The organism is Chromobacterium haemolyticum DSM 19808, from assembly GCF_000711885.1.
In the GTDB taxonomy this organism is placed as follows: domain Bacteria; phylum Pseudomonadota; class Gammaproteobacteria; order Burkholderiales; family Chromobacteriaceae; genus Chromobacterium; species Chromobacterium haemolyticum.
In genome coordinates this window covers 1-25,092 of record NZ_JONK01000013.1, presented here as the reverse complement: position 1 = coordinate 25,092, position 25,092 = coordinate 1, and the positions used below count along the sequence as shown (strand labels likewise).

Sequence of the window (25,092 nt, the reverse complement as noted above, 5' to 3'; positions counted from 1 at the left end):
GGGCCGGGCGGCCGCAAAACAGAGCTTAATATGAAAATTGCCCATCTCACTTCCGCTCATCCCCGTCACGACATCCGCATCTTCGTCAAGGAGTGCGCGAGCCTGGCCGCGGCAGGGCATGAGGTGACGCTGATCGTGGCCGACGGCCAGGGCGAGGAGATCAACCGCGGCGTGCGCTTTCACGATGTGGGCCCCAAATCCGGTGGCCGGCTGGCGCGGATGACCGGCACCGTCAAGCGCGTCTACCAGGCGGCGCTGAAGCTGCGCCCGGACGTGGTCCACTTTCACGACCCGGAGCTGATCCCCGCCGCGCTGCGCCTTAAGCAGGCCGGCATCAAGGTGGTCTACGATGTGCACGAGGACGTGCCGCGCCAGATCCTGGCCAAGCACTGGATACCCGGCGCGGTGCGGCCCCTGGTGTCCAGCGGCTTTGAAACGCTGGAGGACTGGGCGGCGCGCCGTTTCGACGCGGTGGTGACTTCGACGCCGCACATCCGCAAGCGCTTCGAGAAACTGGGGGCGCGCGCGCTGGACGTGTGCAACTTCCCCATCCTGGAAGAACTGGTGCGCGACACGCCGTGGGAACAGCGCCGCAACGAGTTGTGCTATATCGGCGGCATCTCGCGCATCCGCGGCATCGAACCCATCGTCGAGGCGCTGCCGGATACCGCGACGCGCTTGAACCTGGCCGGGCCGTGGAGTGAGAGCGACCTGAAGGCCCGGGTGTCGGCCCGGCCCGGCTGGGCGCGGGTCAATGACCTGGGCGTGTTGGACCGCAAGGGCGTGGCCGAGGTGCTGGCCAAGAGCAAGATCGGCCTGGTGACGCTGTTTCCGACGCCGAATTATGTCGATGCCTTGCCAATCAAGTTGTTCGAATACATGGCCGCCGGCATGCCGGTGATCGCGTCGGATTTTCCGGTGTGGCGCGAAATCGTGGACGATGCCGGCTGCGGCCTGCTGGTGGACCCGCAGGACCCGGCGGCCATCGCCGCCGCCGTCAATGAACTGATGGCTGACGAAGCGCGCATGCGCGCGCTGGGCGAAGCCGGCAAGCAGGCGGTATTGAACAAATACAGTTGGGCGGCGGAGGCCGACAAGCTGGTCAAGCTGTACGCGACCTTGTAAATCATGAAAATTCTCTACATCAACCACTATGCCGGCAGCCCCCGGCATGGCATGGAGTTCCGCCCCTATTATCTGGCGCGGGAATGGGTGAAGGCCGGCCACGAAGTCAATATGCTGGCCGCCGATGTGTCCCATCTGCGTCAGACCCACCCGCAAGTGGACGGCAAATACCGCGACGAGGATATCGACGGCATCCGTTACACCTGGTGCCGCACGCGTCCTTACGAGGGCAACGGCGTGGGCCGCGTGCTCAATATCTTCAGCTTCCTGGCTCGGGTAATGGGCTTGTCCGGCCGCTATCGGAAACACTGGAAGCCGGACGTGGTGATCGCTTCGTCCACCTATCCGCTGGACACGGTGCCGGCGGCCTGGATCGCCGCCAAGACCGGCGCGCGCTTGGTGTACGAGGTGCATGATCTGTGGCCGCTGACGCCGGTGGAGGTGGGCGGCATGTCGCCCAAGCATCCCTTCATCCGTCTGCTGCAGTGGGCCGAGGATTTCGGCTATCGCAAGGCCGACACCGTGGTGTCCATGCTGCCCTGCGCCAAGGACTATATGGTGGCGCACGGCATGGACCCGGCCAAGTACGTGGTGATTCCCAACGGCGTCGATGTCGGGGAATGGCGGGGGGGGGCTGAGGCGCTGCCGGCCGAGCACCGGATGCGGCTGGCGGAACTGAAAGCGCAGGGTCGTTTCCTGATCGGCTATGCCGGCGGGCATGGCTTGGCTAATGCGTTGGATTACTTGCTGGAGGCTGCGGCCCGGCTCAAGGACGCGCCGCTGAGCTTCGTGCTGGTCGGCGACGGGCCGGACAAGCCGGCCTTGGCGGCGCGCGCCGCCGAACTGGGGCTGGACAATGTGATGTTGCTGCCGGCCATCGCCAAGCGCGCGGTGCCGGGCTTCCTCGCTGAAATGGACGCCTTGTTCATAGGCTGGCGCAAACTGCCGATCTATCGCTTTGGCATCAACCCCAATAAACTGTTCGACTACCTGATGGCCGGCAAGCCGGTGATCCATTCGGTGGAGGCCGGCAACGATATGGTGAAGGACGCCGGCGCCGGCATCAGCGTGGGCGCCGAGGATCCGGCCGCGATCGCCGACGCGGCGCGGCGGATGGCGGAGCTGCCTTTAGCCGCACGCGAAGCGATGGGCGTGGCCGGCCGCGCTTATGTGCTGGAACACCATGATTACGCGGGACTGGCGCTGCGGTTTCTGGCGGCGGTGAAGCGGTAGCGTTGTCGAAGGGCGGAAGCCTGCTTGTGGTCGCTCCGTTGTTGCAAGCGATAAGTGGTGATGGCGGAAGGCCCCGTAGGGGCTTAAGCCCTATGGGGGAGTGTTTTGACACTGGATTATGCCGAATATGGCTCAGGCCACCCTCTATTGCTCTTGCTTGGCTTCGGCATGAGCCATGAGGATGTTTTGGCGCTTGGCTATGTGGAGGTGTTGCAGGACCGCTATCGCTTGATTTGTGTCTCTCCGCGCGGTCATGGCGCAAGCCCGGCACCCAGCGCAACATCTGCTTATGCTTTGGAATCCATCGTCTTGGACATTGCGGATTTATTGACGCAGTTGGGGATTGAAAGGGTATCGGTATGGGGTTACTCATTGGGTGCCAAACTAGCGCTGGGATTCGCAGCTTGGTATCCGCATCGCACTGAGAGTCTCTTGCTCGGCGGTTTCGAGCGAAAAAGCGATTTTGAGCCGAAGACGGACATTGTCCTGACAAGCTTGCGACAGGGTGGTGACGCCTGGCGAGATTTGTGGCAAAGCCTGATGGTTGTCCCCATGGCTATGGCGCGACGTTTACAAGACGCCAATCTGGATGCTTTGCAAGCCTTGAGGTTGGGTGAGCGTGAGTGGCCCGACATGTTGGACTTATTAAAACAGGCGACGTGTCCCGTGCAATTGTATGTGGCGGAAAATTGTTTTGCCAAAGTCGACATGCTGGAGATGGCCAGACAAGCCGGTAGACAATGTGAAGTGGTTTCGGATGTCGACCACTTTTCATTGCTGCATTGTCATATTGCACCAGTGGCATTGCTTAAGCATAAGTAGGGCGGAAGCCCGTTTGAGGGCATTCCGACAAGTTATCGACGTCGTGGATAGAAATAGCGGAAGGCTCCTCTGGGGCCTCCTCTCTACGAATGATTTTGTAGGCCGTGCGCGGGGCGTGCGGCAATGGACATGGATGGCGGCCGAGAGCGGCTGCTCAAAGACGAAAGACTGAGAAATGAGCGAACAAAAATTCCTGCCGTTCGCCTTGCCGGACATCGGCGAGGAAGAGATCAACGAAGTGGTCGACGCGCTGCGTTCCGGTTGGGTCACCACCGGTCCCAAGACCAAGCAGTTCGAGTCCGACTTCGCGCAATTCATCGGCGACGGCGTCGAGGCGATCGCCGTCAACTCGGCCACCGCCGGCCTGCATCTGGCGCTGGAAGCGATCGGCATCGGCCCTGGCGACGAGGTCATCGTGCCCAGCTACACCTTCACCGCCACCGCCGAAGTGGTGCGCTACTTGGGCGCGCATCCGGTATGCGTGGACGTGGACGCGGCCACCTTCAACATCAGCCCGGATGCGATCCGCGCCGCGATCACCGCCAAGACCAAGGCGATCATGCCGGTGCACTTCGCCGGGCTAGCCTGCGAGATGGACGAGATCATCGCCATTGCCCGCGAGCATGGGCTGAAGGTTGTTGAAGACGCCGCCCATGCGCTGCCTACTTATTACAAGGGCAAGCTGGTGGGCACCTTGGACTCCGACGTCACCGTGTTCAGCTTCTACGCCAACAAGACCATGACCACCGGCGAAGGCGGCATGGTGGTGTCCAAGAACAAGGACTTGATCGCGCGTTGCAAGGTGATGCGTCTGCACGGCATCAGCCGCGACGCCTTCGACCGCTATGTGTCCAAGACCCCGGCCTGGTTTTACGAAGTGGTGGCGCCCGGCTTCAAATACAATATGCCGGACACCGCCGCGGCAATGGGCATTCACCAGTTGAAGAAGATCCGCCGCTTTCAGGAGTTGCGCGAGGGGATGGCCCAGCGCTTCGACCGCGAGCTGGCCGATCTGCCGCTGATCCTGCCGGCGCGGCCGAAGGACGCGGGCAGCAACCACGCCTGGCATCTGTACCCGGTGCGCATCAAGCCGGAAGCCGGCGTCAGCCGTGATGATTTCATCGCTCGGATGGCGGAAAAGGGCATCGGTTGCTCGGTGCACTTCATTCCCTTGCATCGCCAGCCGGTGTGGCGCGATGGCTATCAGCTGACGCGCGAGCAGTTCCCGGTGGCCGACGCCGCCTTCGAGGCCGAAGTGACTTTGCCGCTGTACACCCGGATGACGGATGATGACCAGACCCGGGTCATCGCCGCGGTGCGCGAGATTCTGAGCGCATGAGCGAGCGTGGTTCAGACCGCGGTGGCTTGCTGCCGCCGTGCTGCCGTCCGCGCCGCCACGGTTCGCGGCTGCTGAAGCGAGGTTTCGACATCGTCGCGGCGGGTCTGGGCCTGGCCGTGCTGGCGCTGCCGCTGCTTGCGGTGGCGCTGTGGGTGAAGCTGGATTCGCCGGGGCCGGTGTTTTTCCGCCAGGTACGTGTGGGGCGGAACGGCACACTGTTCCGTATCCACAAATTCCGCACCATGCAGGTGGACACCGAACGACACGGCCAACTGACCGTCGGCGCGGACGCGCGCGTCACTGGCGCCGGCCGCTTGTTGCGCAAGACCAAGCTGGATGAACTGCCGCAGTTGATCGACGTGCTGTTCGGCGATATGAGCTTGGTCGGCCCGCGGCCCGAGGTGCCCAAGTACGTTGCCCACTATCCGGACGAAGTCCGCGACATCGTGTTGTCGGTGCGCCCCGGCATTACCGACTGGGCGTCGATCAAGATGATAGACGAGAACGAAATCCTGGGCCGAGCCGAGGATCCGGAGCGCGCCTACATTGAGCAGGTATTACCGGAAAAACTGGCGTATTACGTGCGCTACGCCGAAAGCCACAGCTTATTTGAAGATGTCCGCATCATCGTCGCCACGCTGATGAAGATCGTCAGCCGATGACGGTTTCCATCCGCTTGGCCGGACCCGCCGATGCCGTCGCTCTAACGGATATCTATCTGGCCTGCCGCCGCGAGATGAACTACGCGCCGCTGGCGAATGCCGAGGCGGAGGTGAGAGCCTGGTTCGCCGACACGCTCTTGCCGTCCGGCGGAGCATGGTTGGCGGAACGGAACGGCGATATCGCCGGCTTCGCCGCCGCGTCGTTGCAAGGTGATGTGCTATGGCTGGACCAGCTATATGTCCGCGCCGGACATCGCGGCGTGGGCGTCGGCGGAATGCTGCTGCAACGGTTGTTGTCGCCCCCGGCGCCGGCCTGCCGACTGTTCGTGTTCCAGGCCAATCTGGGAGCGCGCCGTTTCTACGAGACGCATGGCTTCGCGCTGCTGAGCCTGAGCGATGGCCAAGATAATGAGGAATGTTGCCCGGATGCGCTGTATCAACGGCCGCCGGACGCGAAAGAATGACCATGTTTGAAAAACTGCTCGCCTTCTCCCGCCATAACAAGATGGCGATGCTGGCGCTGATGGACGCGCTGCTGTTGCCGCTGGCGCTGTGGAGCGCGGTCTTCCTCCGCCTGGGCGGTTATTGGGACCCCAAGCTCAATCCGCATTTGTGGATTTTCATCGTGCCGCCGCTATGGGCGATTCCCATCTTCATCAAGCTGGGCCTGTACCGCGCGGTGCTCAAATATCTGGACGACAAAATCATCCTGACCGTGTTCTCCGGGGTGACCTTGTCGGTGTTGGTGTTGCAGGCGGTGCTGCAGATGGCCCATATCTGGGCGATGCCGCGCACCTCGGTGATCATCTTCTGGGTGTTCGCCATGGCCTATATCGGCGGCAGCCGTTTTCTGCTGCGCGGCCTGGTGCGTCGCATCGACGCGGTGGACGCGCCGCGCGAGCACGTGATCATCTACGGCGCCGGTCGTGCCGGCGTGCAGTTGATGTTGGCCTTGCAAGCCGGCCGCGAATATCGGCCGATGGCCTTTGTCGACGACAATCCCGAGCTGCATCGCCGCACTTTCCGCGGCGTGGCGGTGCATCCGCCGCGTGATCTGCCGCAGCTGGTCAAAGACCTGGAGGCCAAGAGCATTTTGTTGGCGATGCCTTCGGTCAGCCGCAGCCGTCAGCGGGAGATACTGGAGACCCTGGAACTGCTGCGAGTGCCGATCAAGCGTTTGCCGGGCATGGCGGACCTGGTGTCCGGCGAGGCGAGGGTGGAGGAGTTGAAAGAGGTCGAGATCGAAGACCTGTTGGGTCGCGACCCGGTGCCGCCCAAGCCCGATCTGCTGGCGCGCAATATCCGAGGCAAGGTGGTGATGGTCACCGGCGCCGGCGGGTCCATCGGCTCCGAACTGGTGCGCCAGATCGCCAAGAACCAGCCGGCGCGCATCATTTTGTTCGAGCAGTCCGAATACGCGCTGTACGCCATCGATCAGGAATTGGATCGCGCCGCGGGTTCGCCGGCGCGCACGCCGGTCCTGGGCTCGGTTACCGATTACCAGCGGCTGGTGCAGGTGATGCGCGCTTTCAAGGTGGATACCGTTTATCACGCCGCCGCCTACAAGCATGTGCCCATGGTGGAGCACAATCCCGTAGCCGGCATCGTCAACAATGTGTTTGGCACAGACACCACCGCGCGCGCGGCCGAGGATTGCGGCGTGGACACCTTTGTGCTGATTTCCACCGACAAGGCGGTGCGGCCCACCAATGTGATGGGCGCCACCAAGCGCATGGCGGAGCTGACGCTGCAGACCCGGCACGCGCGCGGCAGCGCCACCCGCTTCGTGATGGTGCGTTTCGGCAATGTGCTGGGCAGCTCCGGCTCGGTGGTGCCCTTGTTCCGCGCCCAGATCAAGGCAGGCGGACCAATCACGCTGACCCACGCCGACATCACCCGTTATTTCATGACGATTCCGGAAGCGGCGCAGCTGGTGATACAGGCCGGCGCGATGGGCGACGGCGGCGACGTGTTTGTGCTGGATATGGGGCAGCCGGTGCGCATCATCGACTTGGCGCGGCGCATGGTCCATCTGTCCGGCCTGGAGTTGAAGGACGCGAGCCGGCCCGGCGGCGACATCGAGATCTGCATCACCGGCCTGAGGCCGGGGGAGAAGCTGTACGAGGAGCTGTTGATCGGCGACAACGTGCTGGCCACGGATCACGAGCGCATCATGCGCGCTCAGGAATACTGTCTGCCGGAAGCGGAAATGCGGGATGTGCTGGCGAACATGGACGAGGCTTGCCGGCGTCTTGACGCGCCCGCGGCGTTTGCCTTGCTGCAAAAAGCGGTACGCGAGTTCCACGCCGCCAAGGCCACTCAGGACTGGGTGACGCTGGCGAACGCGGCTTCGTGAGGCTAGCGGCCTACCACTTGCAGCCGTCCTCGCGCGCGCTTTGCACTGCCAAGATAGGGATCGCCAGCAGGCCAAATGAGGAGTAACGGGTCTTGCAGTCCGGTTTTTCGGCCCGCTCAATAGAGCGGGCCAATTTCGTTTTGGCGGGGTCGGCCTGCAGCGGGCTGATTTTTTCCGGCGCGGCGGCGGCTTGTTCGCGCACTTGCTGGCGCAGGCCTCCCAAGGTCAAGCCCGGGTTCGGGGCTGAAGCTTCGCGTTGGTTTCGCTCGAGCCTGCCTTGATTGCGACTCTCGCCGGGGACGGGCGCGTGTATCCGCGCCGCGGCCGGCGGATGCCTCGGCGCCACAGCAGGTTTTCGGGAAGGGGGCTCGGACGCGACGGCGCGCGCCGGGGGCGGAACAATGGCTGGAGCTGGCGGATTCAGCTGTATTCGCAGCGGCGGGACCGCATCGGCGTTCGGGCGGCCGCCGGGCTTGGCCAGCCACAGCAGCGCGCCATGGGCCAACAGGCTGAGCAGCAGCGCGGCGGCGACGCCGCGAGGGCGGGGACGGGACGAGGCGGTGAGAACGGTCATGCCGTCAACGATAAGCAAACTCGCCCGACGGGTAAAGCGTCAGTCGGAGATCACGACCTGGTTGCGGCCGGCTTGCTTTGCCCGATACATGCGGGTATCCGCCAGATCCACCAGCGCGCGCCAGTCGGCGCAGCCATCCTGAAACAGCTCCGCCACGCCGATGCTGGCGCTCAGCGGCAGGCCTTCAGGCCGCTCGCCCAGGCCCTGAGCGCGCAGCCGAGCGATGACCTGGGCGGCGTGGACCAGCTGTGCGCCGGGCATCAGCAGAACGAACTCCTCGCCGCCCCAACGCACCAGCACGTCGCTGCGTCGCAGCTTTCCTTCCATCAGCTCGGCGAAATGGCGCAAGACCTGATCGCCGGCCAAGTGGCCGTAGTGGTCGTTGATCGCCTTGAAGTGATCCAGATCGATAAAGGCCAGGCTCAGCGGCTGTCGGCTGCGTTGAGCCTGCAATTCCAGCAAGCCCAGCATCTCCTCGCCGCTGCGGCGCGAGAAGACTCCGGTCAGCGGGTCGCGTATCGCCTGGTTGACCAGCACGATGATGAAGGCCAACTGGCTGACGCTGGCGATGGCGGAGACGCCGGCCAGTAGAGACAGCAGCCAGAATTCGCCTCCGAAGCCGGGCAGGTTGTCGCCGTTCAGATCCAGCAGGCTGGTCAGCACGAAGCCGAGCAAGGCCGGGCTGGCGAAAGCCAGGCTCTCCAGCAGCGTTAGCGGAAAGATCGCCAGCCCGGCCAGCAGCACGAAGGGGAGGAAGGCGTAGCCGGCGCCGATGGCGGCGGACAAGCCCTCCAGATGATAACGGCGCAGCATCAAGTGAGAGGCGATGTAAAACAGGGTGGGGATGGCGAACAAGAGCGAGATGCCGCGATAGGCCGCAGGCAGGCGGCCGTCCATCGGCTGCCAAACCGCCAGTGCGACGAAGGCGGCGGAGATCAGCAAGCGCAGCGCCGCCAGCTGTAGCGACAGCGGATAGGGCAGGGTCAGCAAGTCGATCACCGCCCAAGCCGGGGTGAGCGCGGAGAACAGGATGGCGAACAGCCGGCAGCGGTTGACCAGCATCAGCGCGCGTCGCTGGGTCAGCAAGGGCATGTGCTGGCGAGGGCTCAGCAGCCAGAGCGTGTCGCCGCTCTGGATCTCGCCGGGCGCCAGGCCCAGCAGCTTTTGCCAGATGAAGTGAGTAATATGCATGCGGATGGTGCCAGATAGTTGCGTTATTCTACCCCGGTTTATGACTTTGGGTTTGCAGCAGGTCAAAGTCGCCGGCTTGCGCTGCGTTTGCGCTACTATCGCAACTCCTGATCAACCTAGCGGAACAGCGCGATGGAAACCCGGTGGCTTGAAGACTTCCTGGTGCTGGCGGAAACCGGCAGCTTTACCCGCGCGGCGGAACTGCGCCATCTGACCCAACCGGCGTTCTCGCGGCGGATCAAGTCGCTGGAGAGCTGGCTTGGAGCCGACCTGATCGACCGCACCACTTATCCTACGCGTTTGACCGAGGCCGGCGCGCTGTTTCGCGAGCAGGCGGTGGCCATGCTGTCCCAGCTCAACACCAGCCGCGCCCTATTGCGCGGTTTGCAGCCCCTGGCTGACGGCACGCTGGAGTTCGCGGTGCCGCACACGCTGTCCTTCTCCTTCTTCCCCAAATGGCTGTCTCAGGCGCAGAGCGGTTACGGCGCCTTGCCCTGTAGGCTGCAGGCCAGCAATGTGCACGACGCGCTGCTGGCTTTCGTGGAGGGCGGCAGCGACCTATTGATGTGCTACCACCACCCTAAGCAGCCGGTGGAGTTGACCGACGCCCGCTATCAGGGACTAAAGCTGGGCGTTGAGCGACTGAGGCCGTTCTCGATCGCAGACGCCGGCCGGCCGCGCTATCTGCTGCCCGGCAGCGCGCAGCAGCCGTTGCCCTTTCTCGGCTATGCCAGCAACGCCTATTTCCGGCTGATGAGCGATCTGATCCTGGAGTCCGCTCCACAGCCGGCCAAGCTGGCGCTGCGCTATGAAACCGATATGGCGGAAGGCCTCAAGCACATGGTGCTGGAAGGGCATGGCTTGGCTTTCTTGCCGGAAAGCTCAGCGCGCAGGGAGACGCAGGAGGGTTTGTTGGCGGCCGCCGGCGACGAGTCCTGGCAGGTGGAGATGGAAATTCGCCTTTACGTGGATCAGAAGCGTCAGCGCCCGGCTTTGCAGGCGTTTTGGCATTACCTGACGCGCCAATACCAGGCTTGTTGAGGAGGGGGGCGGGCCGGTTCGGGCGCCGGCAAGGTTATGCGTTTCCTGCATGACCCCATCGGCATTTCGAATTGGCCAGCCGTCGCGGCATGGCATAAAGTGCGCAGCTTCAAGCCACGCGAGCGCGTGGCGCCATCCGTATCAGGAGAAGCATCCATGACGACTCGCATAGAACATGATCTGTTAGGCGATCGTGAAGTGCCCGCCGATGTCTACTGGGGCGTGCACACCTTGCGCGCAGTCGAAAACTTTCCCATCACCGGCCAGACCATCGCCGGCTACGGCGACCTGATCCGCGCCTTGGCCTGCATCAAGCAGGCCGCTGCCCAGGCCAACCGGGATCTGGGGCTGCTGCCGGCGCCCATCGCCCAGGCCATCATCGCAGCTTGCGAGGAAATCCGCGCCGGCCGCTGGCATGAGCAGTTTGTGGTGGATGCGATCCAGGGCGGGGCAGGCACCTCAACCAATATGAACGCCAATGAGGTGATCGCCAACCGAGCCTTGGAACTGATGGGGCACGCCAAGGGCGAGTATCAGCATCTGCATCCTAACGAGCATGTCAACCTGTGCCAGAGCACCAACGATGTTTACCCGACCGCCTTGCGGCTGGCGGCGTTCTGGGGCGCCAACAAGCTGCTGACCCGGATGGCGGCGTTGCGCGAGGCCTTCGCCGTCAAGGCCGACGAGTTCAAGGACTACCTGAAGATGGGGCGCACCCAACTGCAGGACGCGGTGCCGATGACGCTGGGCCAGGAGTTCATGACCTACACGGTGATGCTGCAAGAGGACGAGCAGCGCTTAATGGAAGCCAGCGCGCTGATGCTGGAGATCAATCTGGGCGCCACCGCCATCGGCACCGGCATTACCGCGCACCCGGATTACGCGCGTCTGGCTTGCCTGCATTTGTCCGAACTGAGCGGCCACACCTTGCTGACCGCGCCTAATCTGATCGAAGCCACTCAGGACTGCGGCGCCTTTGTGCAGCTGTCCGGCGTGCTCAAGCGCATCGCGGTCAAACTGTCCAAGACCTGCAACGACTTGCGTCTGCTGTCGTCCGGCCCGCGCGCCGGCTTCGGCGAGATCAACCTGCCGGCGCGGCAGGCCGGTTCGTCCATCATGCCGGGCAAGGTGAATCCTGTGATTCCGGAAGTGGTGAGCCAAGTGGCCTACGAGGTGATAGGCAACGATGTCACCATCACCATGGCGGCGGAAGCCGGGCAGTTGCAACTCAACGCTTTCGAGCCGGTGATCGCCTACAGTCTGTTCCGCAGCATGGGCCATCTGGCCGCCGCCTGCGCCACGCTGACCGATAACTGCGTCAAAGGCATTACCGCGAATCGCGAACGCCTGCATGCCAGCGTGGAAAACTCCATTGGTCTGGTGACCGCGCTCAACCCCATCATCGGCTACGCCGCGGCCACTAATGTGGCGGCCCAGGCGCACGCCACTGGCGGCAGCGTGGCAGACATTGTGCTGGAACAAGGCCTGCTGAGCCGCGAGCAGCTGGATTTGCTGCTGAAGCCGGAAGAGCTGACCCGGCCGCGCTGGGTGACCGTGTAATTGATTTCCCTTGTATGACTTATCGTTGTGAGCGTTTCAACTTGATCAGGCCGCCTTGCGCGGCCTGTTTTTTTATCGGCGCCGGCGGCGCTTGCGGCGGGAGCGGAATGCGGGTATAAAAATTGTGCACCGCACAATCGAAAGGGCGAAATATGCAAGCTGCGCTATGGTGGAGCTTGGAGTTTCCGCGCGGCCTGTACGCGCTGAGCTCCGAACAGTGGCGCATTCGGCGGCAATGGCTGCGCTCAGGCTGTTTTCACGGCGCCGCGGTGTGGCGCGGCAGAGCGCCGTGGCCGGATAAGCTGCGCCGCGTACTGACGCGCGCGGGGGCGGATTGGCTGGCGCTGTGTTTTGACGACAGCCATGCCGCAGAGGCCTTGCTTGGCGAAATGCGGGCCTATCCCCTTTGGCGCTGCGACGCCGGGGACCAACTACTTGTCTGGCAATTGAACGCTCATCGGCAGTGGCGGGAGGGCTTGCTGAAATGGGGGCGGATGCTGTCCGCTTAGCCGTGGGCGGGGAAACCGCTTCCAGCATCGGCGAATAGCCGCCATAATCGCGGCTTTCAATCGCACAGGGCGGCACGCCATGGCCAATCATTCGATGTTGACCCCCGCTCAGCTGCAAGCGCTGGCTCCTCAATTGCAACAGTATGCGCAAGATCAGTTCGGCATCGAGCTGGGGCAGTTCGACGCGCAATTTCTGCTGGACTTCGTTGCGGACAAAATCGGCAGAGACATTTACAACAAGGCGTTGGACGACGCGCAACTGGCGCTCTCCGCGCGGATGGAGTCCTTGCAGGCGGCGATTTGGGAATTAGAGAAGTAGACGCCGCGCGTGCGGCCTTGCCGCTTGCCTCCGGTTTGCGAGTACAATCGGCGTTCCACCCTTCACTCCTTCACTTGCGGTACCCATGCTCTACTTGCGTTTGATGTTGAAAGGCTTTGTGCTGGCGATTTTGCTAGTGGTGCTGGGCTTTAGCTACATAGCCTGGAGCATCGTCGATTTCGGCGACAGCGCAAACGAACCGCAAGCCGACGCGGCGCTGGTGTTGGGGGCGGCGGCCTGGGGCAAGCGCCCGTCGCCGGTGTTCCGCGAGCGCATCAACCACGCGGTCAAACTGTATAAATCCGGCAAGGTGCGCTGGATCGTGTTTACCGGCGGCACGCCGGAGCCGGGTTATCCATCGGAAGCCGATGTGGGCCGCGACTTCGCCGCCAAGCAGGGAGTGCCGATGACGGCGATGTTGGTGGAAAACCAGTCGCGCACCACATGGCAAAACCTGGAAAACGCGCGCGAGTTGAGCAGCCAGTTCGGCATCCGTTCCTTCCTTTTGGTCAGCGATCCGCTGCATATGCGCCGCTCGGTGCTGATGGCCACCGATATCGGCCTGACCGCCTATCCCGCGCCCACGCAATCCAGCCGCTACCGGACGCTGTCCAGTTGGTCCCGCTTTCTGGCGAGGGAAACGTGGCTCTATATCGGCTATAGAGTGTTCCGCAAGCTGTCCTGACTTTATCGGGATGGCCAGTCCATTGGACTCGACATAAAAAAACCGGCTAGAAGCCGGTTTTTTTACATTGGACGGGGAAAGATCAGTGGTTGTGCCACAGATCGATCAACTCGCCGCCTTCCACCGATTTCACTTCGGCGCGCGCTTGCAGCCAGGACAGCAGTTGCTGGCGCAGCGCGTCGCTGATCTTGACCTCGCCCACCGGGAAGGCCACGCCTTCCAGCTTGCCCGCGCCGTCGAAATGGCCGCCAAAGCTGATGCCGGCGTCGTCCACCTGGACTAGCCAGGCGTCCAGCAAGGCCTCGGAATCCGCGCCGTCGTGCAGCATGGCGATCAGATGGAAACCTAGCTCGCGAAATTCGCCGACGCGCATTTTCTTGCGTTGACGGGTTTTCAGGCGGCTCAGGCGATGCGGGGAATTGGGGTTGCGCAGGGACATTGAAACTTCCTTTCATGAATACGCGCAGATGATACAAGGGCTGTGCTGAATTCGATAGCGCAACCCCGAACTTAGCTGAATTTCTAGCTGGTACAATTGCCAAATGGCTATACAATGCTTGTGTAATATTATATTGGCTTGTTTTCGTTGAAATGAAGAGATGTTATTGAAATGAGCCATTCATCTAAAAAAATTATATTAATTTCCGTGATATCGGCATTGTTGTCAGCCTGCGGCGGTGGAGGAGGTGGTGGTGGCGGAGATGCGCCACAGCCCAAGTCCAACCAGCAAGTGACCCCATCACAGGAGGTCGCCGACATCAGTTGCAACGGCAGCACGTGCGCGCTGCCGGCCTCGGCTGGGGCATCATTGAGCGGCTCGGTTTATCAATACCACAATGCATCGACGCGGTCGCAGATGTTGACTTTGTCTGGCCCGATGACCGTCAACTGGAAGGGGGTCATTACCCAAGTCAGCGCCGATGCCGCCTATAGCCCGAGGATTGCGGGGGCCAAGGCGACCGATTCCGAATCCGAACGCAAGTTGCAGCAGGAACTCGATGCGTTTTACGGCAAAACGAAATTTTGGGCCGGGCTGGCCAAACAGGTTCCCGCCCACGCGCGAGTTCAGGCGCGCATCGCTGCGGCGCGAGCTTACGCACTGGATGACACGCGGCAGTGGTTCGATACCATTTCCCAGTCGCAGCTGTCCAGCAGGCTGAAGGCCAGCCAGGCCTTGCCCAACGGCGGCATGGTCTATGTCTGGGCACAGGATGGCGTGGCTCCCGTCTCTTCCGAGCAGGCCAATTTCCTGGCCGAGCGTTTTGCCAACAGCGTGCATCCCATCGAGTCAGCGGTTATCAGCGAGCCGTGGGGCCCCGTGCATGCCGATTGGCGTAATGGCGTGATCGACAGCGCAAGCAAGGATGTACACCTGGTGTTGGCTCAGCTCAACCAGCCCGCCAGTGCGTTCAAGGGCTTGCTCGGCTATGTGTTCCCTGCCAACGCGATGCTGAAGTCGATGGCGCAAAGCGCGGTATGCCAGCAGCCGGGTGAGGACTGCAGCGCCATCGCCAACAGCAATGAAGCCTTGGTGACTTTCATCAATGTAGACACGCTGGTGGCGAAGGACGCCAATGCCAGCGCCTGGACCGCGCAGTCGGCCGGCGCGAGCCTGGCGTTATCCACGCTGGCGCATGAGTATCAGCATATTCTCTACTCTTACAACAAGCTGTATCGGCGCAGCCTGGGCACCCCTGTTTCCAGCACCTGGGAAGATGAGCTGGCCGCTCAGACCATGGGTTACCTGGTGTCCGCCGATACTTATGGCGGCGGTCGCGGCGATAGCTCCGACGCGCATCCGGACTTGCGCAGCGGCGGCGACTTCAGCCGTTTCCTGTCTCAGCCGGCATGCGATATGAAGGCTTGGTCGTCCCGTTTCAGCTGCTATCCCAAGGCCTTGGCTGCGGGCATGTTGATGCTGCATCAGTACGGCGCGGGGGTGATGAAGCCGTGGGTGACTGGACCGAACACCGGAGAGAGGGCATTGAACGACGGTTTGGCGGCTGTGGGAGGCGGCAACTACGGCAGTCTGATGCAGCGGTTGTCTTCCAGTCTGGCCCTGGCAGGCAATTCGCCATGGCCCAAGGGTTTTGGTTTCCCGGCCGCACAGCTGCAGTTGGCATCGGGTAAGACCATACGTTTGCCACAGGTGAATATTGCCCAGGACGAGGTAGGTTGGAGCAAAAATAGCGCGTCGGAGACTTATGCCCTGGATATGAGCGTGGTCGGCAGTGGGTTGAACGTGTGGTTGCCGGCCAATGCCCGTTTGTCGCTGATCAAGCCATGAGCGGAGCCTGGACGCGAGCCGCCTTGTTGCTGGGAGCGCTAGCCATGATGGGTATGGGCCAGCGCCCCTGGGACAGCGGGTGGTTGGTCAGCGTGGGCAATGCACCGTTTACCAAGTTGGCGATTCAGCAGGCTGGCGGCAAGCAGTTTGTCATTCTGCGCTCAAGTGAGCCGGGAGCGGTCAGCCTGTCTCAGCTCGACGAACTCGCAGGCCATGCCGGCGAGCCGGTTCGTTTCCGGGTGCTGCGCTGGGTGGATTCGCCCTTGCAAGGCAGGGCGGTGGTGCTGGGCCAGATAGAAACGCAGCCCAAGCACTGAAAATCTGTTCACGGTCTACTGCGCGTCGTGAGACAGACTCGGCGAGGACGTCTTCGAAATGCTCATGTACCCTGTGTACACTCTGCATTCTCAGCTGTTTTCGCCTTCCCTCGCGAGATTATGAACAGGCTCTGAGTAGACAAACGGCCCCAATGGATCTTGGGGCCGTTTCTTTTGTCGCTGGCGTTAAATGCCCAAATCCCGCCACATCCCGTCAACGCGTTGTTTGACCGCCTCGTCCATCACGATGGGCACGCCCCATTCTCGGCTGGTTTCGCCGGGCATCTTGTTGGTGGCGTCCAGGCCCATCTTGCCGCCCAGGCCGGACACCGGGCTGGCGAAGTCCAGGTAGTCGATCGGCGTGTGCTCGATCAAGGTGGTGTCGCGCACCGGGTCCATGCGGGTGGTGATCGCCCAGATCACTTCCTTCCAGTCCCGGGTATTGACGTCGTCGTCCACCACCACGATGAACTTGGTGTACATGAACTGGCGCAGGAAGCTCCAGCAGCCCATCATCACCCGCTTGGCGTGGCCGGGGTATTGCTTTTTGATGCTGACCACCGCCATCCGGTAGCTGCAGCCTTCCGGCGGCAGGTAGAAATCGACGATCTCCGGAAACTGCTTTTGCAGGATGGGCACGAACACCTCGTTCAGCGCCACGCCCAGCACCGCTGGCTCGTCCGGCGGCTTGCCGGTGTAGGTGCTGTGATAGATCGCGTTTTCGCGCAGGGTGACGCGGTCCACGGTCAGCACCGGGAAGCGGTCCTGCTCGTTGTAATAGCCGGTGTGGTCGCCGTAAGGGCCCTCCATCGCGGTGTCGTTCGGGTGGATATGCCCTTCCAGCACGATTTCGGCGCGCGCCGGCACTTGAAGGTCCGAACCTAGGCATTTCACCAACTCGGTGCGGCTGCCGCGCAGCAGTCCGGCGAACTGGTATTCGGAGAGGGTGTCCGGCACCGGCGTCACCGCGCCCAGTATCGTCGCCGGATCGCAACCCAGCACTACCGCCACCGGATAGGGACGATCCGGGAATTGCTGGCGGAACTCGCGGTAATCCAGCGCGCCGCCACGGTGGGCCAGCCAGCGCATGATGACGCGGTTCCGGCCGATTAACTGCTGACGATAGATGCCCAGGTTCTGGCGTTTCTTGTTGGGCCCGCGGGTCACGGTCAGGCCCCAGGTGATCAGCGGGGCCACGTCTCCGGGCCAGCAGTGCTGGATCGGCAAGCGCTGCAGATCCACCTCCTCGCCTTCCCAGACGATTTGCTGGCATGGCGCTTTGCCGACTTCCTTCGGCGCCATCGACAGCAGTTGCTTCAGCAAGGGCAGCTTGTCCCAGGCGTCTTTCAGCCCCTTGGGCGGCTCCGGCTCTTTGAGGTAGGCCAGGGTCTTGCCGATCTCGCGCAGTTGCATTACGTCTGCGGCGCCCATGCCTAGCGCCACCCGTTCGGGCGTGCCGAACAAATTGGCCAGCACCGGGTAATCGAAACGCTTGCCGTCCTTGACTGGCTGTTCGAACAGCAGCGCCGGGCCGCCGGCTTTCAGTACCCTGTCGCCGATCTCGGTCATCTCCAGGTGCGGGGAGACCGGGGCCGCAATTCGTTTCAGCAGGCCTTGTTGTTCCAATTGGGAGACAAACTCCCGTAAATCTGCATATTTCATGACCATCTCATGATCTGGCGCAAAGTTTGATATTAGGTGCTTGGATAATCTGCCACCGGACGCCGAACGCTACTGCTGCCCGCAGTCAAAGTCAACGATGGCGGCAAGCGCCAGGCCTGCATTCGACCAAACATGACAGGAGAACCCAATATGAAAAAGCTCGCTCTCGCCGCAATGATCGGCCTGGTTTCCGCTAGCGCCTTTGCCGCCCAAGGCGACATTCTGGCGCGCTTCCGCGTGATCAATGTTAACCCGGACGCCAGTTGGAGTAACTCTGGCGCGGTGGCGGGCTTGAATGTCGATGCCAAAGACTCTTGGGCGCCGGAAGTCGACTTCACCTACATGATCACCAACAATATCGGCGCCGAGCTGATTCTGGGCACCACTCGCCACGAAATCACCACTAACGCTTTCGGTTCCGTCGGCAAAGTATCGGTGCTGCCGCCGACCCTGACCCTGCAATACCATTTCGCGCCGGACGCCACCTTCCGTCCGTATGTGGGCGCCGGCATCAACTACACCCGCTTCTATAATGATGGCCTGAAAGTGGCTGGCGTGACGGATCTGAGCGTGAAGAAAAACAGCTGGGGCCCGGCGCTGCAACTTGGCGCCGACTACGCGATCAACAAGAATTGGTTCGTCAACCTGGACGTTAAGAAAATCTGGATCAAGACAGACGTGACCGCCGATCAACTGGGCGGCGCCAAACTGGGCGAACTGAAAATCAACCCGTGGGTATTCGGCATCGGCTTCGGCACCAAGTTCTGATCGTAAAACCATATACGAGCCCAAAACGCCCTACGGGGCGTTTTTTCTTGCTTGTCGCGTTAGAATGGCCGATTGAGAACTTTCCGACACTGGAGAAGCAAGATGACTGATTGGGTTGCCCAGGCAGTGCGCAAGATCGAGGCCGATTTCAATCGCTCCAGCGACACGCATCTGATTCCGTTGCCCATCCCCGGCGCGCCGGAGATACAGCTCTATTTCAAGGACGAATCCACTCACCCCACCGGCAGCCTCAAGCACAGGCTGGCGCGCTCCTTGTTTCTGTACGGCTTGTGCAATGGCTGGATACGCGAAGGCAGCACCATCATCGAGGCATCCAGCGGTAGCACCGCTGTGTCCGAGGCCTATTTTTCCCGCTTGTTGGGCTTGCCCTTCATCGCGGTGATGCCCAAGAGCACCTCGCAGGAAAAAATTCGCGCCATCGAATTCTATGGCGGGCGCAGCCACTTGGTGGACGATCCGGCCACCATTTACGACGAATCCAAGCGTCTGGCGCAGGAGCTGAATGGTCATTACATGGACCAGTTCACCTATGCCGAGCGCGCCACAGACTGGCGCGGCAACAATAATATCGCCGACACCATTTTCACCCAAATGGCGTACGAACCCAATCCGGTGCCGGACTGGATCGTCTGCGGCGCCGGAACCGGCGGCACTTCGGCCACTTTTGGCCGCTACGTGCGCTACCAGAAGTTGCCGACCAAGGTTTGCGTGGTGGACCCGGAAAACTCGGTGTTCTACGACAGTTTCCATACCAGCAGCATGGATTGCCGCTGCGAGGGCGGCTCCGGGGTGGAAGGCATTGGTCGGCCTCGGGTGGAACCCTCTTTCATTCCAACAGTCATCGACAGTGTGATCCGGGTGCCCAATGTTGCCAGCTACGCCGCCATCCACTTTCTGGAAGAAGTGCTGGGTCGTCGTTGCGGCGGTTCCACCGGCACTAATTTTTACGGCGTTTGCGAACTGGTGGGGCAGATGCGCAGTCAGGGCCGCAGCGGCTCCATCGTCACGCTGATCTGCGATGACGGCAACCGCTACCTGGGCAGCTACTACGACCACGACTGGCTGAAGGCCAACGGTTTCGACATCTCGAGCTGGGTGGAGCGCTATCGCCGTTTCTTTAATGAAGGGCAGTGGTAAGCGTCGTTTGGCGGCTCGTAGACGGCGAGATGCCGACCGTTGTTGTCAAAAAGCATCAATTATTTGAATTGGAACCATGTTGCGCCGCATCGAAAATCAGCGGACCGCGCGTGGTTTTCTGCTGAGAAAATAGCAACTTACCGCCCCGGTTCGAACGCTTGGCACGCACAATGGAAAAAATGCGCTGAGGTCTTGAATTTTCAAGGGATTTCAACGGCCTCAGCTTTATCTTTTTTGTTAAACTGGCGCCCTTTTTCTTGGGCGGGGAAGATAATGGCTCTCCTTGAAATCAAAAATGTCGTCAAGCGCTTCGGCGACTACACGGCGGTCAACAATGTCAGCTTGTCGGTAGAAGCTGGCGAGTTCTTCACCCTGCTCGGGCCCTCCGGTTGCGGCAAGACCACCTTGCTGCGCATGTTGGCCGGTTTCGAGCAGCCGGATTCCGGCCAGATTCTGCTGGACGGTCAAGACATGTCGCAGGTGCAGCCGGAAAAACGTCCGGTGCATACCGTGTTTCAAAGCTATGCCTTGTTCCCGCATATGACAGTGCGCGAGAACATCGCTTTCCCGCTCAAAATGGCCAAGTGGGACAAAGACAAGATCGCCGCCCAGGTGGATGAGTTGCTGGAAGACGTGCGTCTGACCCAGTTCGGCGACCGCTACCCGCATGAGATGTCCGGCGGCCAGCGTCAGCGCGTGGCCATCGCCCGAGCGCTGGTGGACCGCCCGCGGCTGCTGCTGTTGGACGAGCCCTTGTCCGCGCTGGACGCCAAGCTGCGCGAAGAAATGCAGCTGGAACTGATCAATCTGCAAAAAGAAGTGGGCATCACCTTCGTTTACGTCACCCACGACCAGGGCGAAGCGCTGGCGCTCAGCCATCGCATCGCGGTGATGAGCCATGGTCAGGTGGAGCAATTGGACGCGCCGGAAACCATTTACAGCAAGCCCAAGAACCGCTTCGTCGCGGACTTCCTCGGCCAGTGCAATGTGCTGGAGGGCAAGGTCAAGAGCGTGGATGGCGACACGATGCTGGTAGACCTGAAAGGCTGCGGCGAAGTGCGCTGTCTGACCGTGCCGGACGTGCGCGAAGGGCAGACCGGCTGGCTGGCGTTGCGGCCGGAGAAGGTCAAACTGGACAAAAGTCTGCCCGCTCACAACGACGAGGCTTATTTCAAGGGCCGCGTCCACGACTGCCTGTACCTGGGCGACGTCACGCTCTACGTGGTGGAAGTGGGCGAAGGCGTGATGGTGGAAGCGATGCTGCCCAACAGCATCCCGGGCGTCGCCAAATTCTTTGACGACAACGACATCGTGGAACTGGCCTGGCGCTTCGACGCCGGCAGCTTCCTGACGGAGTAAACGCGCATGGCGATTCGAGATCGATTCGGCAAGTGGGCGCTGTCGTGGCCGCCGCTGGTCTACCTGATCCTGTTTTTCCTGGTGCCGTCGCTAATCATGGTGGTGGCGGCTTTCCGCAATCCGGGCGATTACGGCGGTCTCGCGCCGATGTATTACCTTGAGGAAGGCAAGCTGGTCTGGGATCTGACCCTGGACAACTTCTACCGGCTAGTGGATGAACCGCTCTATATCGAGCTGTTCATCAAATCCGCCGGCTACGCGGGGATCACCACGGTGGTCTGCCTGCTGATGGCCTACCCGCTGGCCTGGCTGATCGCCCGTTCCGGCAAGAAATACCGCGACTTGATGCTGTTGCTGGTGATCCTGCCGTTTTGGTCCAACTTCCTGATCCGCATCTACGCCTGGATGATTATCCTGGGGCCGCAGTCGGCGTTCACCAAGATGCTCAATGTGGCGGTGACGTCGCTGGGCTTCGAGCCGGTGCGCCTGCTGTTCACCCCGTTCGCCGTCATCGTCGGCCTGGTCTACGTGCACCTGCCCTTCATGGTGTTACCGTTGTACGCCAATCTGGAAAAGCATGACATGGCCTTGTTGGACGCGGCGCAGGATTTGGGCGCCAACGCCTGGCAACGCTTCTGGCGAGTTACATGGCCGCTGTCGCTGCCCGGTGTGTTCGCGGGCTCCGCGCTGGTGTTCATTCCCGCGCTAGGCATGTTCGCCATCCCTGACATCTTGGGCGGCACCGATTCCATCATGATCGGCAACCTGATCAAGCAGCAGATCCTGGACACTCGTGATTGGCCGTTCGGCTCGGTGCTGTCCATCATGTTGACGGGCGGCGTGCTGCTGATCGCGGCCTTGGGCGCGATGGTGGGCAGAGGAGGTAAAAAACGTGGCTAAGAAACAATCCCGTTGGTTGTGGGCGTCGGCGCTGCTGACCTATCTCTTCCTCTACCTGCCGTTGGTCATCGTGGTGCTGTACTCGTTCAACGACTCCAGGCTCAACGCGGAATGGGTGGGCTTCACTCTCAAGTGGTACGACAAGCTGTTCCACAACGAGAAGATGCTGAGCGCGGCGGCCAACTCGCTGATCATCGGCATCATCGCCAGCGCGTGCTCCACCGTGCTGGGCACGCTGGCCGGTATCGCCATGCATCGTTACAAGCTGCGCCTGCTGCCCTTCCTGGTGCTGACGCCCATTGCCATCCCGGAACTGCTGATGGGGGTGTCGCTGGTGATCTTCTTCGTCATCGTCAATCAGCTCATCGGCATTCTGGAACTGGGTATGATCACCATCCTGCTGTCCCATGTGGCCTTCTGCATCGGCTTTGTCGCCATCGTGGTGCGGGCGCGGATGCAAGGCATGGACGACAGCTTGGTGGAAGCGGCGCGAGATCTGGGCGCGACGCCGTTCCAGGCCTTCCGACTGATCACTCTGCCGGTGATCAAGCCTGGCATCATTGCCGGCGCGTTGATGGCCTTCACCCTGTCCATTGACGACTTCGTGATCACCTTCTTCACCGCCGGCGCCGGCGCCAGCATGCTGCCGTTGGAGATCTACTCGATGATCAAGATCGCGGTGACGCCGGAGGTGAACGCGGTTTCCAGTTTGCTGATGTTGTTGACCTTGGTGCTGATCGTCATTGCTTCGCGCGTGTCGCCCAGCGCATTGCGGGCCAATGGCTAAAAGCCTGTTTTAAGAGCCGCAAACAAAACCGCGCAGCATACCTGAGCCAAGGCGTGCCGACGCAGGCAGTACCCGTCGTACGACAAGTCGGCGCAACGCTGGACCAGGGGTTTTGTTGGCGGGTCTAAGTAGTAGGGCCCCGGCCGGGCACAAGGGAGCCGGCCGGTTTTTCATGTAGTCGCAACGCACTTGTGCGAATAGAAGGAAAAACGCAATGAAAAAAGTCCTCGTGACGCTTGCCCTGGCCGTATCTGCTCAGGCGTACGCAGCGGAAGAACTGCACCTCTACAACTGGAACAACTACCTGTCGGAAAGCACCGCCAAGAGCTTCGAAGCCTACTGCAAGTGCAAGCTGGTGCAGGACTTCTACGGCGATAACGAAGAAATGCTGGCCAAGCTGGCCGCCGGCGCCAAGGGCTACGACATCGTGGTGCCTACCGGCTTCGCGGTGGAAGCGCTGATCAAGCAGGGTAAGGCTCAGCCGCTGGATAAAAAGCAGCTGCCCAATTTCAAGAACCTGAACGCAGGCTATCTGAACAGCTTCTTCGACAAGGGCAACCAGTATTCCGTACCTTACGCCTTCACCACCACGCTGCTGGGCTACAACGAAACCAAGCTGAAAGAGCTGGGCTTGCTGGATAAGGCCAATAGCTGGGCCTTGATCTTCGATCCAGCCGTATTGGCCAAGCTCAAGGGCAAGATCACGGTGCTGGATTCTCAGCGCGAATTGGTGTCCGCCGCCTTGATGTATCTGGGCAAGCCGGCCAACTCCACCAATCCGGCGGACTGGAAAGCCGCGCGCGACGTGATTCTGAAAGCCAAGCCTTACTGGGCGGCTTTCAACAACCAGAGCTATATCAAGGAGCTGACCGTGGGCAACATTTATGTTGCGCTGGGCTATTCCAACGATATGTACCAGGCACAGCAGGACGCCAAGAAGGCCGGCCGCAAGTTTGGCGTCAATTTTGGTTTGCAGAAAGAAGGCAACACCCTGTCGCTGGACAACTTCGTGGTATTGAAGGATGCGCCGCGCAAGGACCTGGCCTACAAGTTCATCAACTTCATGCTGGACGGCAAGAACGCTTCCGGTCTGACCAACGAGATGGGCTCGGGCAATCCCAACGCCGCCGCTGGCAAGTTCGTCAAACCGGAACTGACCAAGGTGCATGCGATCTTCCCGACCGCCAGCGAACTGCCGCGTCTGCAGCAGCTGAAAGACCTGAACGCCAAGGACCGCCGCGAGCTGAACAAGGTGTGGTCCGAGATCAAGTTGAAGTAAGCGGGACACTCTCTATATAGGAAAGGCCGGGAAACCGGCCTTTTTTCATTTCAGTCCCAGCGTCGGCGCGCCAGTTCTCCAATGGAGGAGATGCGGATATCCACATGCGCTGGTCGCCGAACCTGCTTGCTGACCCAGATTGTTTTCATGCCCAGCTTCTTCGCCGTCAGCAGATTGGGCAGCGAGTCCTCCACCATGATGCAGTGTCGCGGATCCAGTTTCTCTCTGGCCAGCACTTTACGGAAGGCGCTCACGTGAGGCTTGGGTACATAGTCTAGTTGCTCGACGCCGTAAATAGAATGGAAATGCCGTTCTATCGCCAAACGCTGCAAGATGCCTTCCACATAGTGATGCGGCCCGTTGGAGAAAATCACCTTGCGACCGGGCAGGGCGCGCAGCGACTCCGCCAGATTGTGTTCGGCGAACAACCACTGCTCCAGCTCCTCCAATTTATGGGTTTCCAATAGAAAGTCGTGCGGATCGATGTTGTGATGGGTCACCAGGCCGTGCATGGTGGCGCCGTACTGCGCCCAGTAACGCTCCCGCAACAAGCGCGCTTCCACGGCGTCCACCTGCAGATGTTTCATCATATAGGCTGACATCGCATGGCTGATGTGGGCGAAAATGCCGCCGCTGGCGTGGTGCAGCGTGTCGTCCAGGTCGAAAATCCAGGTTTTGTTGCGCATTATCGTGCTTCTAGAAGGGCGGACGAGGGGAGGAATTATCGTTTTTTCAATCCGAAAGCGACAGTCCTTATCAGTGCCGGTGGCCAGGCTTAAATTTGTTTGCGCGGGTGATTCAATATAAATCATGGAGATAGCTTACATGGGGCGGGTGTTGTCAAAAAACTTTCACAAAAGGTGTTGACGGGTTTAGGGGTGTGACGTATAGTTCGCCTCCTCAGCAGACAACGCAGCGACGGAAACGAAACGCAGCGGTCCGCACCGATCTTTAACAGAACGAATAACCGATAGGTGTAAGTGCTCGGTCGATGACCAAACACTTGCACTGCAAGACGAGAAATGTCTCGATGTTTCTTTGATCTTGCGTGCCAGAAAATTTGCTTGGAATTGAACTGAAGAGTTTGATCCTGGCTCAGATTGAACGCTGGCGGCATGCTTTACACATGCAAGTCGAACGGTAACAGGGTGCTTGCACC

25 protein-coding genes and 1 rRNA gene are annotated in these 25,092 nt (G+C 61.1%); 21 read left to right on the top strand and 5 right to left on the bottom strand.

The window, feature by feature from the left end; translation table 11 throughout:
- The first annotated feature begins 30 nt into the window (after window positions 1-30).
- From BR71_RS09400 to BR71_RS09370, 7 genes are all read left to right on the top strand, one after another.
- Window positions 31-1,125 carry a glycosyltransferase family 4 protein gene (locus tag BR71_RS09400; protein WP_043636156.1) on the top strand — a complete coding sequence of 365 codons (1,095 nt, stop codon included), beginning with the start codon at window positions 31-33 and terminating at the stop codon, window positions 1,123-1,125.
- 3 nt (window positions 1,126-1,128) lie between these two features.
- Window positions 1,129-2,358 (top strand): glycosyltransferase family 4 protein, encoded by a 1,230-nt coding sequence (locus BR71_RS09395; RefSeq protein ID WP_043636154.1) that lies wholly within the window; start codon window positions 1,129-1,131, stop codon window positions 2,356-2,358.
- A 105-nt stretch (window positions 2,359-2,463) separates the two neighbouring features.
- Window positions 2,464-3,180, top strand: a complete 717-nt coding sequence (locus BR71_RS22870; protein ID WP_143330341.1) for an alpha/beta fold hydrolase — start codon at window positions 2,464-2,466, stop codon at window positions 3,178-3,180.
- 175 nt (window positions 3,181-3,355) lie between these two features.
- Window positions 3,356-4,519, top strand: coding sequence for a DegT/DnrJ/EryC1/StrS family aminotransferase (locus BR71_RS09385; RefSeq protein ID WP_043594544.1), 1,164 nt, complete (start codon window positions 3,356-3,358; stop codon window positions 4,517-4,519).
- Window positions 4,516-5,181 (top strand): sugar transferase, encoded by a 666-nt coding sequence (locus tag BR71_RS09380; protein WP_019103664.1) that lies wholly within the window; start codon window positions 4,516-4,518, stop codon window positions 5,179-5,181. Before BR71_RS09385 ends, BR71_RS09380 begins: the two co-directional genes overlap by 4 nt.
- Window positions 5,178-5,645, top strand: coding sequence for a GNAT family N-acetyltransferase (locus tag BR71_RS09375; protein WP_043636150.1), 468 nt, complete (start codon window positions 5,178-5,180; stop codon window positions 5,643-5,645). The genes BR71_RS09380 and BR71_RS09375 overlap by 4 nt, the downstream gene beginning before the upstream one ends.
- Entirely contained in the window at window positions 5,642-7,537 is a 1,896-nt protein-coding gene (locus BR71_RS09370; protein ID WP_425265934.1) for a polysaccharide biosynthesis protein, read from the top strand. Before BR71_RS09375 ends, BR71_RS09370 begins: the two co-directional genes overlap by 4 nt.
- A gap of 10 nt (window positions 7,538-7,547) precedes the next feature.
- Here BR71_RS09370 and BR71_RS09365 read toward each other — a convergent pair whose 3' ends face one another.
- Window positions 7,548-8,129, bottom strand: coding sequence for a hypothetical protein (locus tag BR71_RS09365; RefSeq protein ID WP_162179207.1), 582 nt, complete (start codon window positions 8,127-8,129; stop codon window positions 7,548-7,550).
- Window positions 8,130-8,150: 21 nt separating this feature from the next.
- Window positions 8,151-9,302 (bottom strand): GGDEF domain-containing protein, encoded by a 1,152-nt coding sequence (locus BR71_RS09360; RefSeq protein ID WP_043636139.1) that lies wholly within the window; start codon window positions 9,300-9,302, stop codon window positions 8,151-8,153.
- A gap of 132 nt (window positions 9,303-9,434) precedes the next feature.
- Here BR71_RS09360 and BR71_RS09355 point away from each other — a divergent pair, with 132 nt between their 5' ends.
- From BR71_RS09355 to BR71_RS09335, 5 genes are all read left to right on the top strand, one after another.
- The gene (locus tag BR71_RS09355; RefSeq protein ID WP_043636136.1) at window positions 9,435-10,343 is read left to right on the top strand and encodes a LysR substrate-binding domain-containing protein; all 909 of its coding nucleotides are present in this window, start codon (window positions 9,435-9,437) and stop codon (window positions 10,341-10,343) included.
- A gap of 156 nt (window positions 10,344-10,499) precedes the next feature.
- Window positions 10,500-11,903 (top strand): aspartate ammonia-lyase, encoded by a 1,404-nt coding sequence (aspA, locus tag BR71_RS09350; RefSeq protein WP_043636132.1) that lies wholly within the window; start codon window positions 10,500-10,502, stop codon window positions 11,901-11,903.
- A 152-nt stretch (window positions 11,904-12,055) separates the two neighbouring features.
- Complete coding sequence (locus tag BR71_RS09345; protein ID WP_043636129.1) at window positions 12,056-12,412, top strand: hypothetical protein; 357 nt, start codon at window positions 12,056-12,058, stop codon at window positions 12,410-12,412.
- A 79-nt stretch (window positions 12,413-12,491) separates the two neighbouring features.
- Window positions 12,492-12,731 carry a DUF2164 domain-containing protein gene (locus BR71_RS09340; protein ID WP_043636126.1) on the top strand — a complete coding sequence of 80 codons (240 nt, stop codon included), beginning with the start codon at window positions 12,492-12,494 and terminating at the stop codon, window positions 12,729-12,731.
- An 85-nt stretch (window positions 12,732-12,816) separates the two neighbouring features.
- Window positions 12,817-13,416, top strand: coding sequence for a YdcF family protein (locus BR71_RS09335; protein ID WP_043636123.1), 600 nt, complete (start codon window positions 12,817-12,819; stop codon window positions 13,414-13,416).
- 82 nt (window positions 13,417-13,498) lie between these two features.
- On the opposite strand, the gene BR71_RS09330 is transcribed toward BR71_RS09335, so the two are convergent.
- Window positions 13,499-13,855, bottom strand: a complete 357-nt coding sequence (locus BR71_RS09330) for a 50S ribosome-binding protein YggL (RefSeq protein WP_043636121.1) — start codon at window positions 13,853-13,855, stop codon at window positions 13,499-13,501.
- A 171-nt stretch (window positions 13,856-14,026) separates the two neighbouring features.
- Here BR71_RS09330 and BR71_RS09325 point away from each other — a divergent pair, with 171 nt between their 5' ends.
- Together BR71_RS09325 and BR71_RS09320 are read left to right on the top strand one after the other, a co-directional pair.
- Window positions 14,027-15,703 (top strand): M30 family metallopeptidase, encoded by a 1,677-nt coding sequence (locus BR71_RS09325; RefSeq protein WP_156038918.1) that lies wholly within the window; start codon window positions 14,027-14,029, stop codon window positions 15,701-15,703.
- Entirely contained in the window at window positions 15,700-16,020 is a 321-nt protein-coding gene (locus tag BR71_RS09320) for a hypothetical protein (RefSeq protein ID WP_043636117.1), read from the top strand. The genes BR71_RS09325 and BR71_RS09320 overlap by 4 nt, the downstream gene beginning before the upstream one ends.
- 186 nt (window positions 16,021-16,206) lie before the next feature.
- Here BR71_RS09320 and ubiD read toward each other — a convergent pair whose 3' ends face one another.
- Window positions 16,207-17,682 carry a 4-hydroxy-3-polyprenylbenzoate decarboxylase gene (gene ubiD, locus BR71_RS09315; protein ID WP_043636115.1) on the bottom strand — a complete coding sequence of 492 codons (1,476 nt, stop codon included), beginning with the start codon at window positions 17,680-17,682 and terminating at the stop codon, window positions 16,207-16,209.
- A 150-nt stretch (window positions 17,683-17,832) separates the two neighbouring features.
- Here ubiD and BR71_RS09310 point away from each other — a divergent pair, with 150 nt between their 5' ends.
- The 6 genes from BR71_RS09310 (at window position 17,833) to BR71_RS09285 (ending at window position 23,933) form a co-directional block, all read left to right on the top strand.
- Window positions 17,833-18,450 (top strand): OmpW/AlkL family protein, encoded by a 618-nt coding sequence (locus tag BR71_RS09310; protein WP_043636113.1) that lies wholly within the window; start codon window positions 17,833-17,835, stop codon window positions 18,448-18,450.
- Window positions 18,451-18,552: 102 nt separating this feature from the next.
- Window positions 18,553-19,608 carry a PLP-dependent cysteine synthase family protein gene (locus BR71_RS09305; protein WP_043636111.1) on the top strand — a complete coding sequence of 352 codons (1,056 nt, stop codon included), beginning with the start codon at window positions 18,553-18,555 and terminating at the stop codon, window positions 19,606-19,608.
- A gap of 273 nt (window positions 19,609-19,881) precedes the next feature.
- Complete coding sequence (locus tag BR71_RS09300; protein ID WP_043636108.1) at window positions 19,882-20,967, top strand: ABC transporter ATP-binding protein; 1,086 nt, start codon at window positions 19,882-19,884, stop codon at window positions 20,965-20,967.
- Between the two features lie 6 nt (window positions 20,968-20,973).
- Window positions 20,974-21,867 (top strand): ABC transporter permease, encoded by an 894-nt coding sequence (locus BR71_RS09295; RefSeq protein ID WP_162835142.1) that lies wholly within the window; start codon window positions 20,974-20,976, stop codon window positions 21,865-21,867.
- On the top strand, window positions 21,860-22,654 hold the full coding sequence (locus BR71_RS09290) for an ABC transporter permease (RefSeq protein ID WP_039755527.1): 795 nt from the start codon (window positions 21,860-21,862) through the stop codon (window positions 22,652-22,654). Before BR71_RS09295 ends, BR71_RS09290 begins: the two co-directional genes overlap by 8 nt.
- Before the next feature lie 214 nt (window positions 22,655-22,868).
- A complete protein-coding gene (locus tag BR71_RS09285; protein WP_043636105.1) occupies window positions 22,869-23,933 on the top strand; it encodes an ABC transporter substrate-binding protein in 1,065 nt (354 codons plus the stop codon).
- 50 nt (window positions 23,934-23,983) lie between these two features.
- Here BR71_RS09285 and BR71_RS09280 read toward each other — a convergent pair whose 3' ends face one another.
- On the bottom strand, window positions 23,984-24,619 hold the full coding sequence (locus BR71_RS09280) for a pyrimidine 5'-nucleotidase (protein ID WP_043636102.1): 636 nt from the start codon (window positions 24,617-24,619) through the stop codon (window positions 23,984-23,986).
- A gap of 386 nt (window positions 24,620-25,005) precedes the next feature.
- On the opposite strand from BR71_RS09280, the gene BR71_RS09275 reads away from it, so the two are divergent.
- Window positions 25,006-25,092: ribosomal RNA gene (locus BR71_RS09275) — 16S ribosomal RNA — on the top strand; the annotation flags it as partial.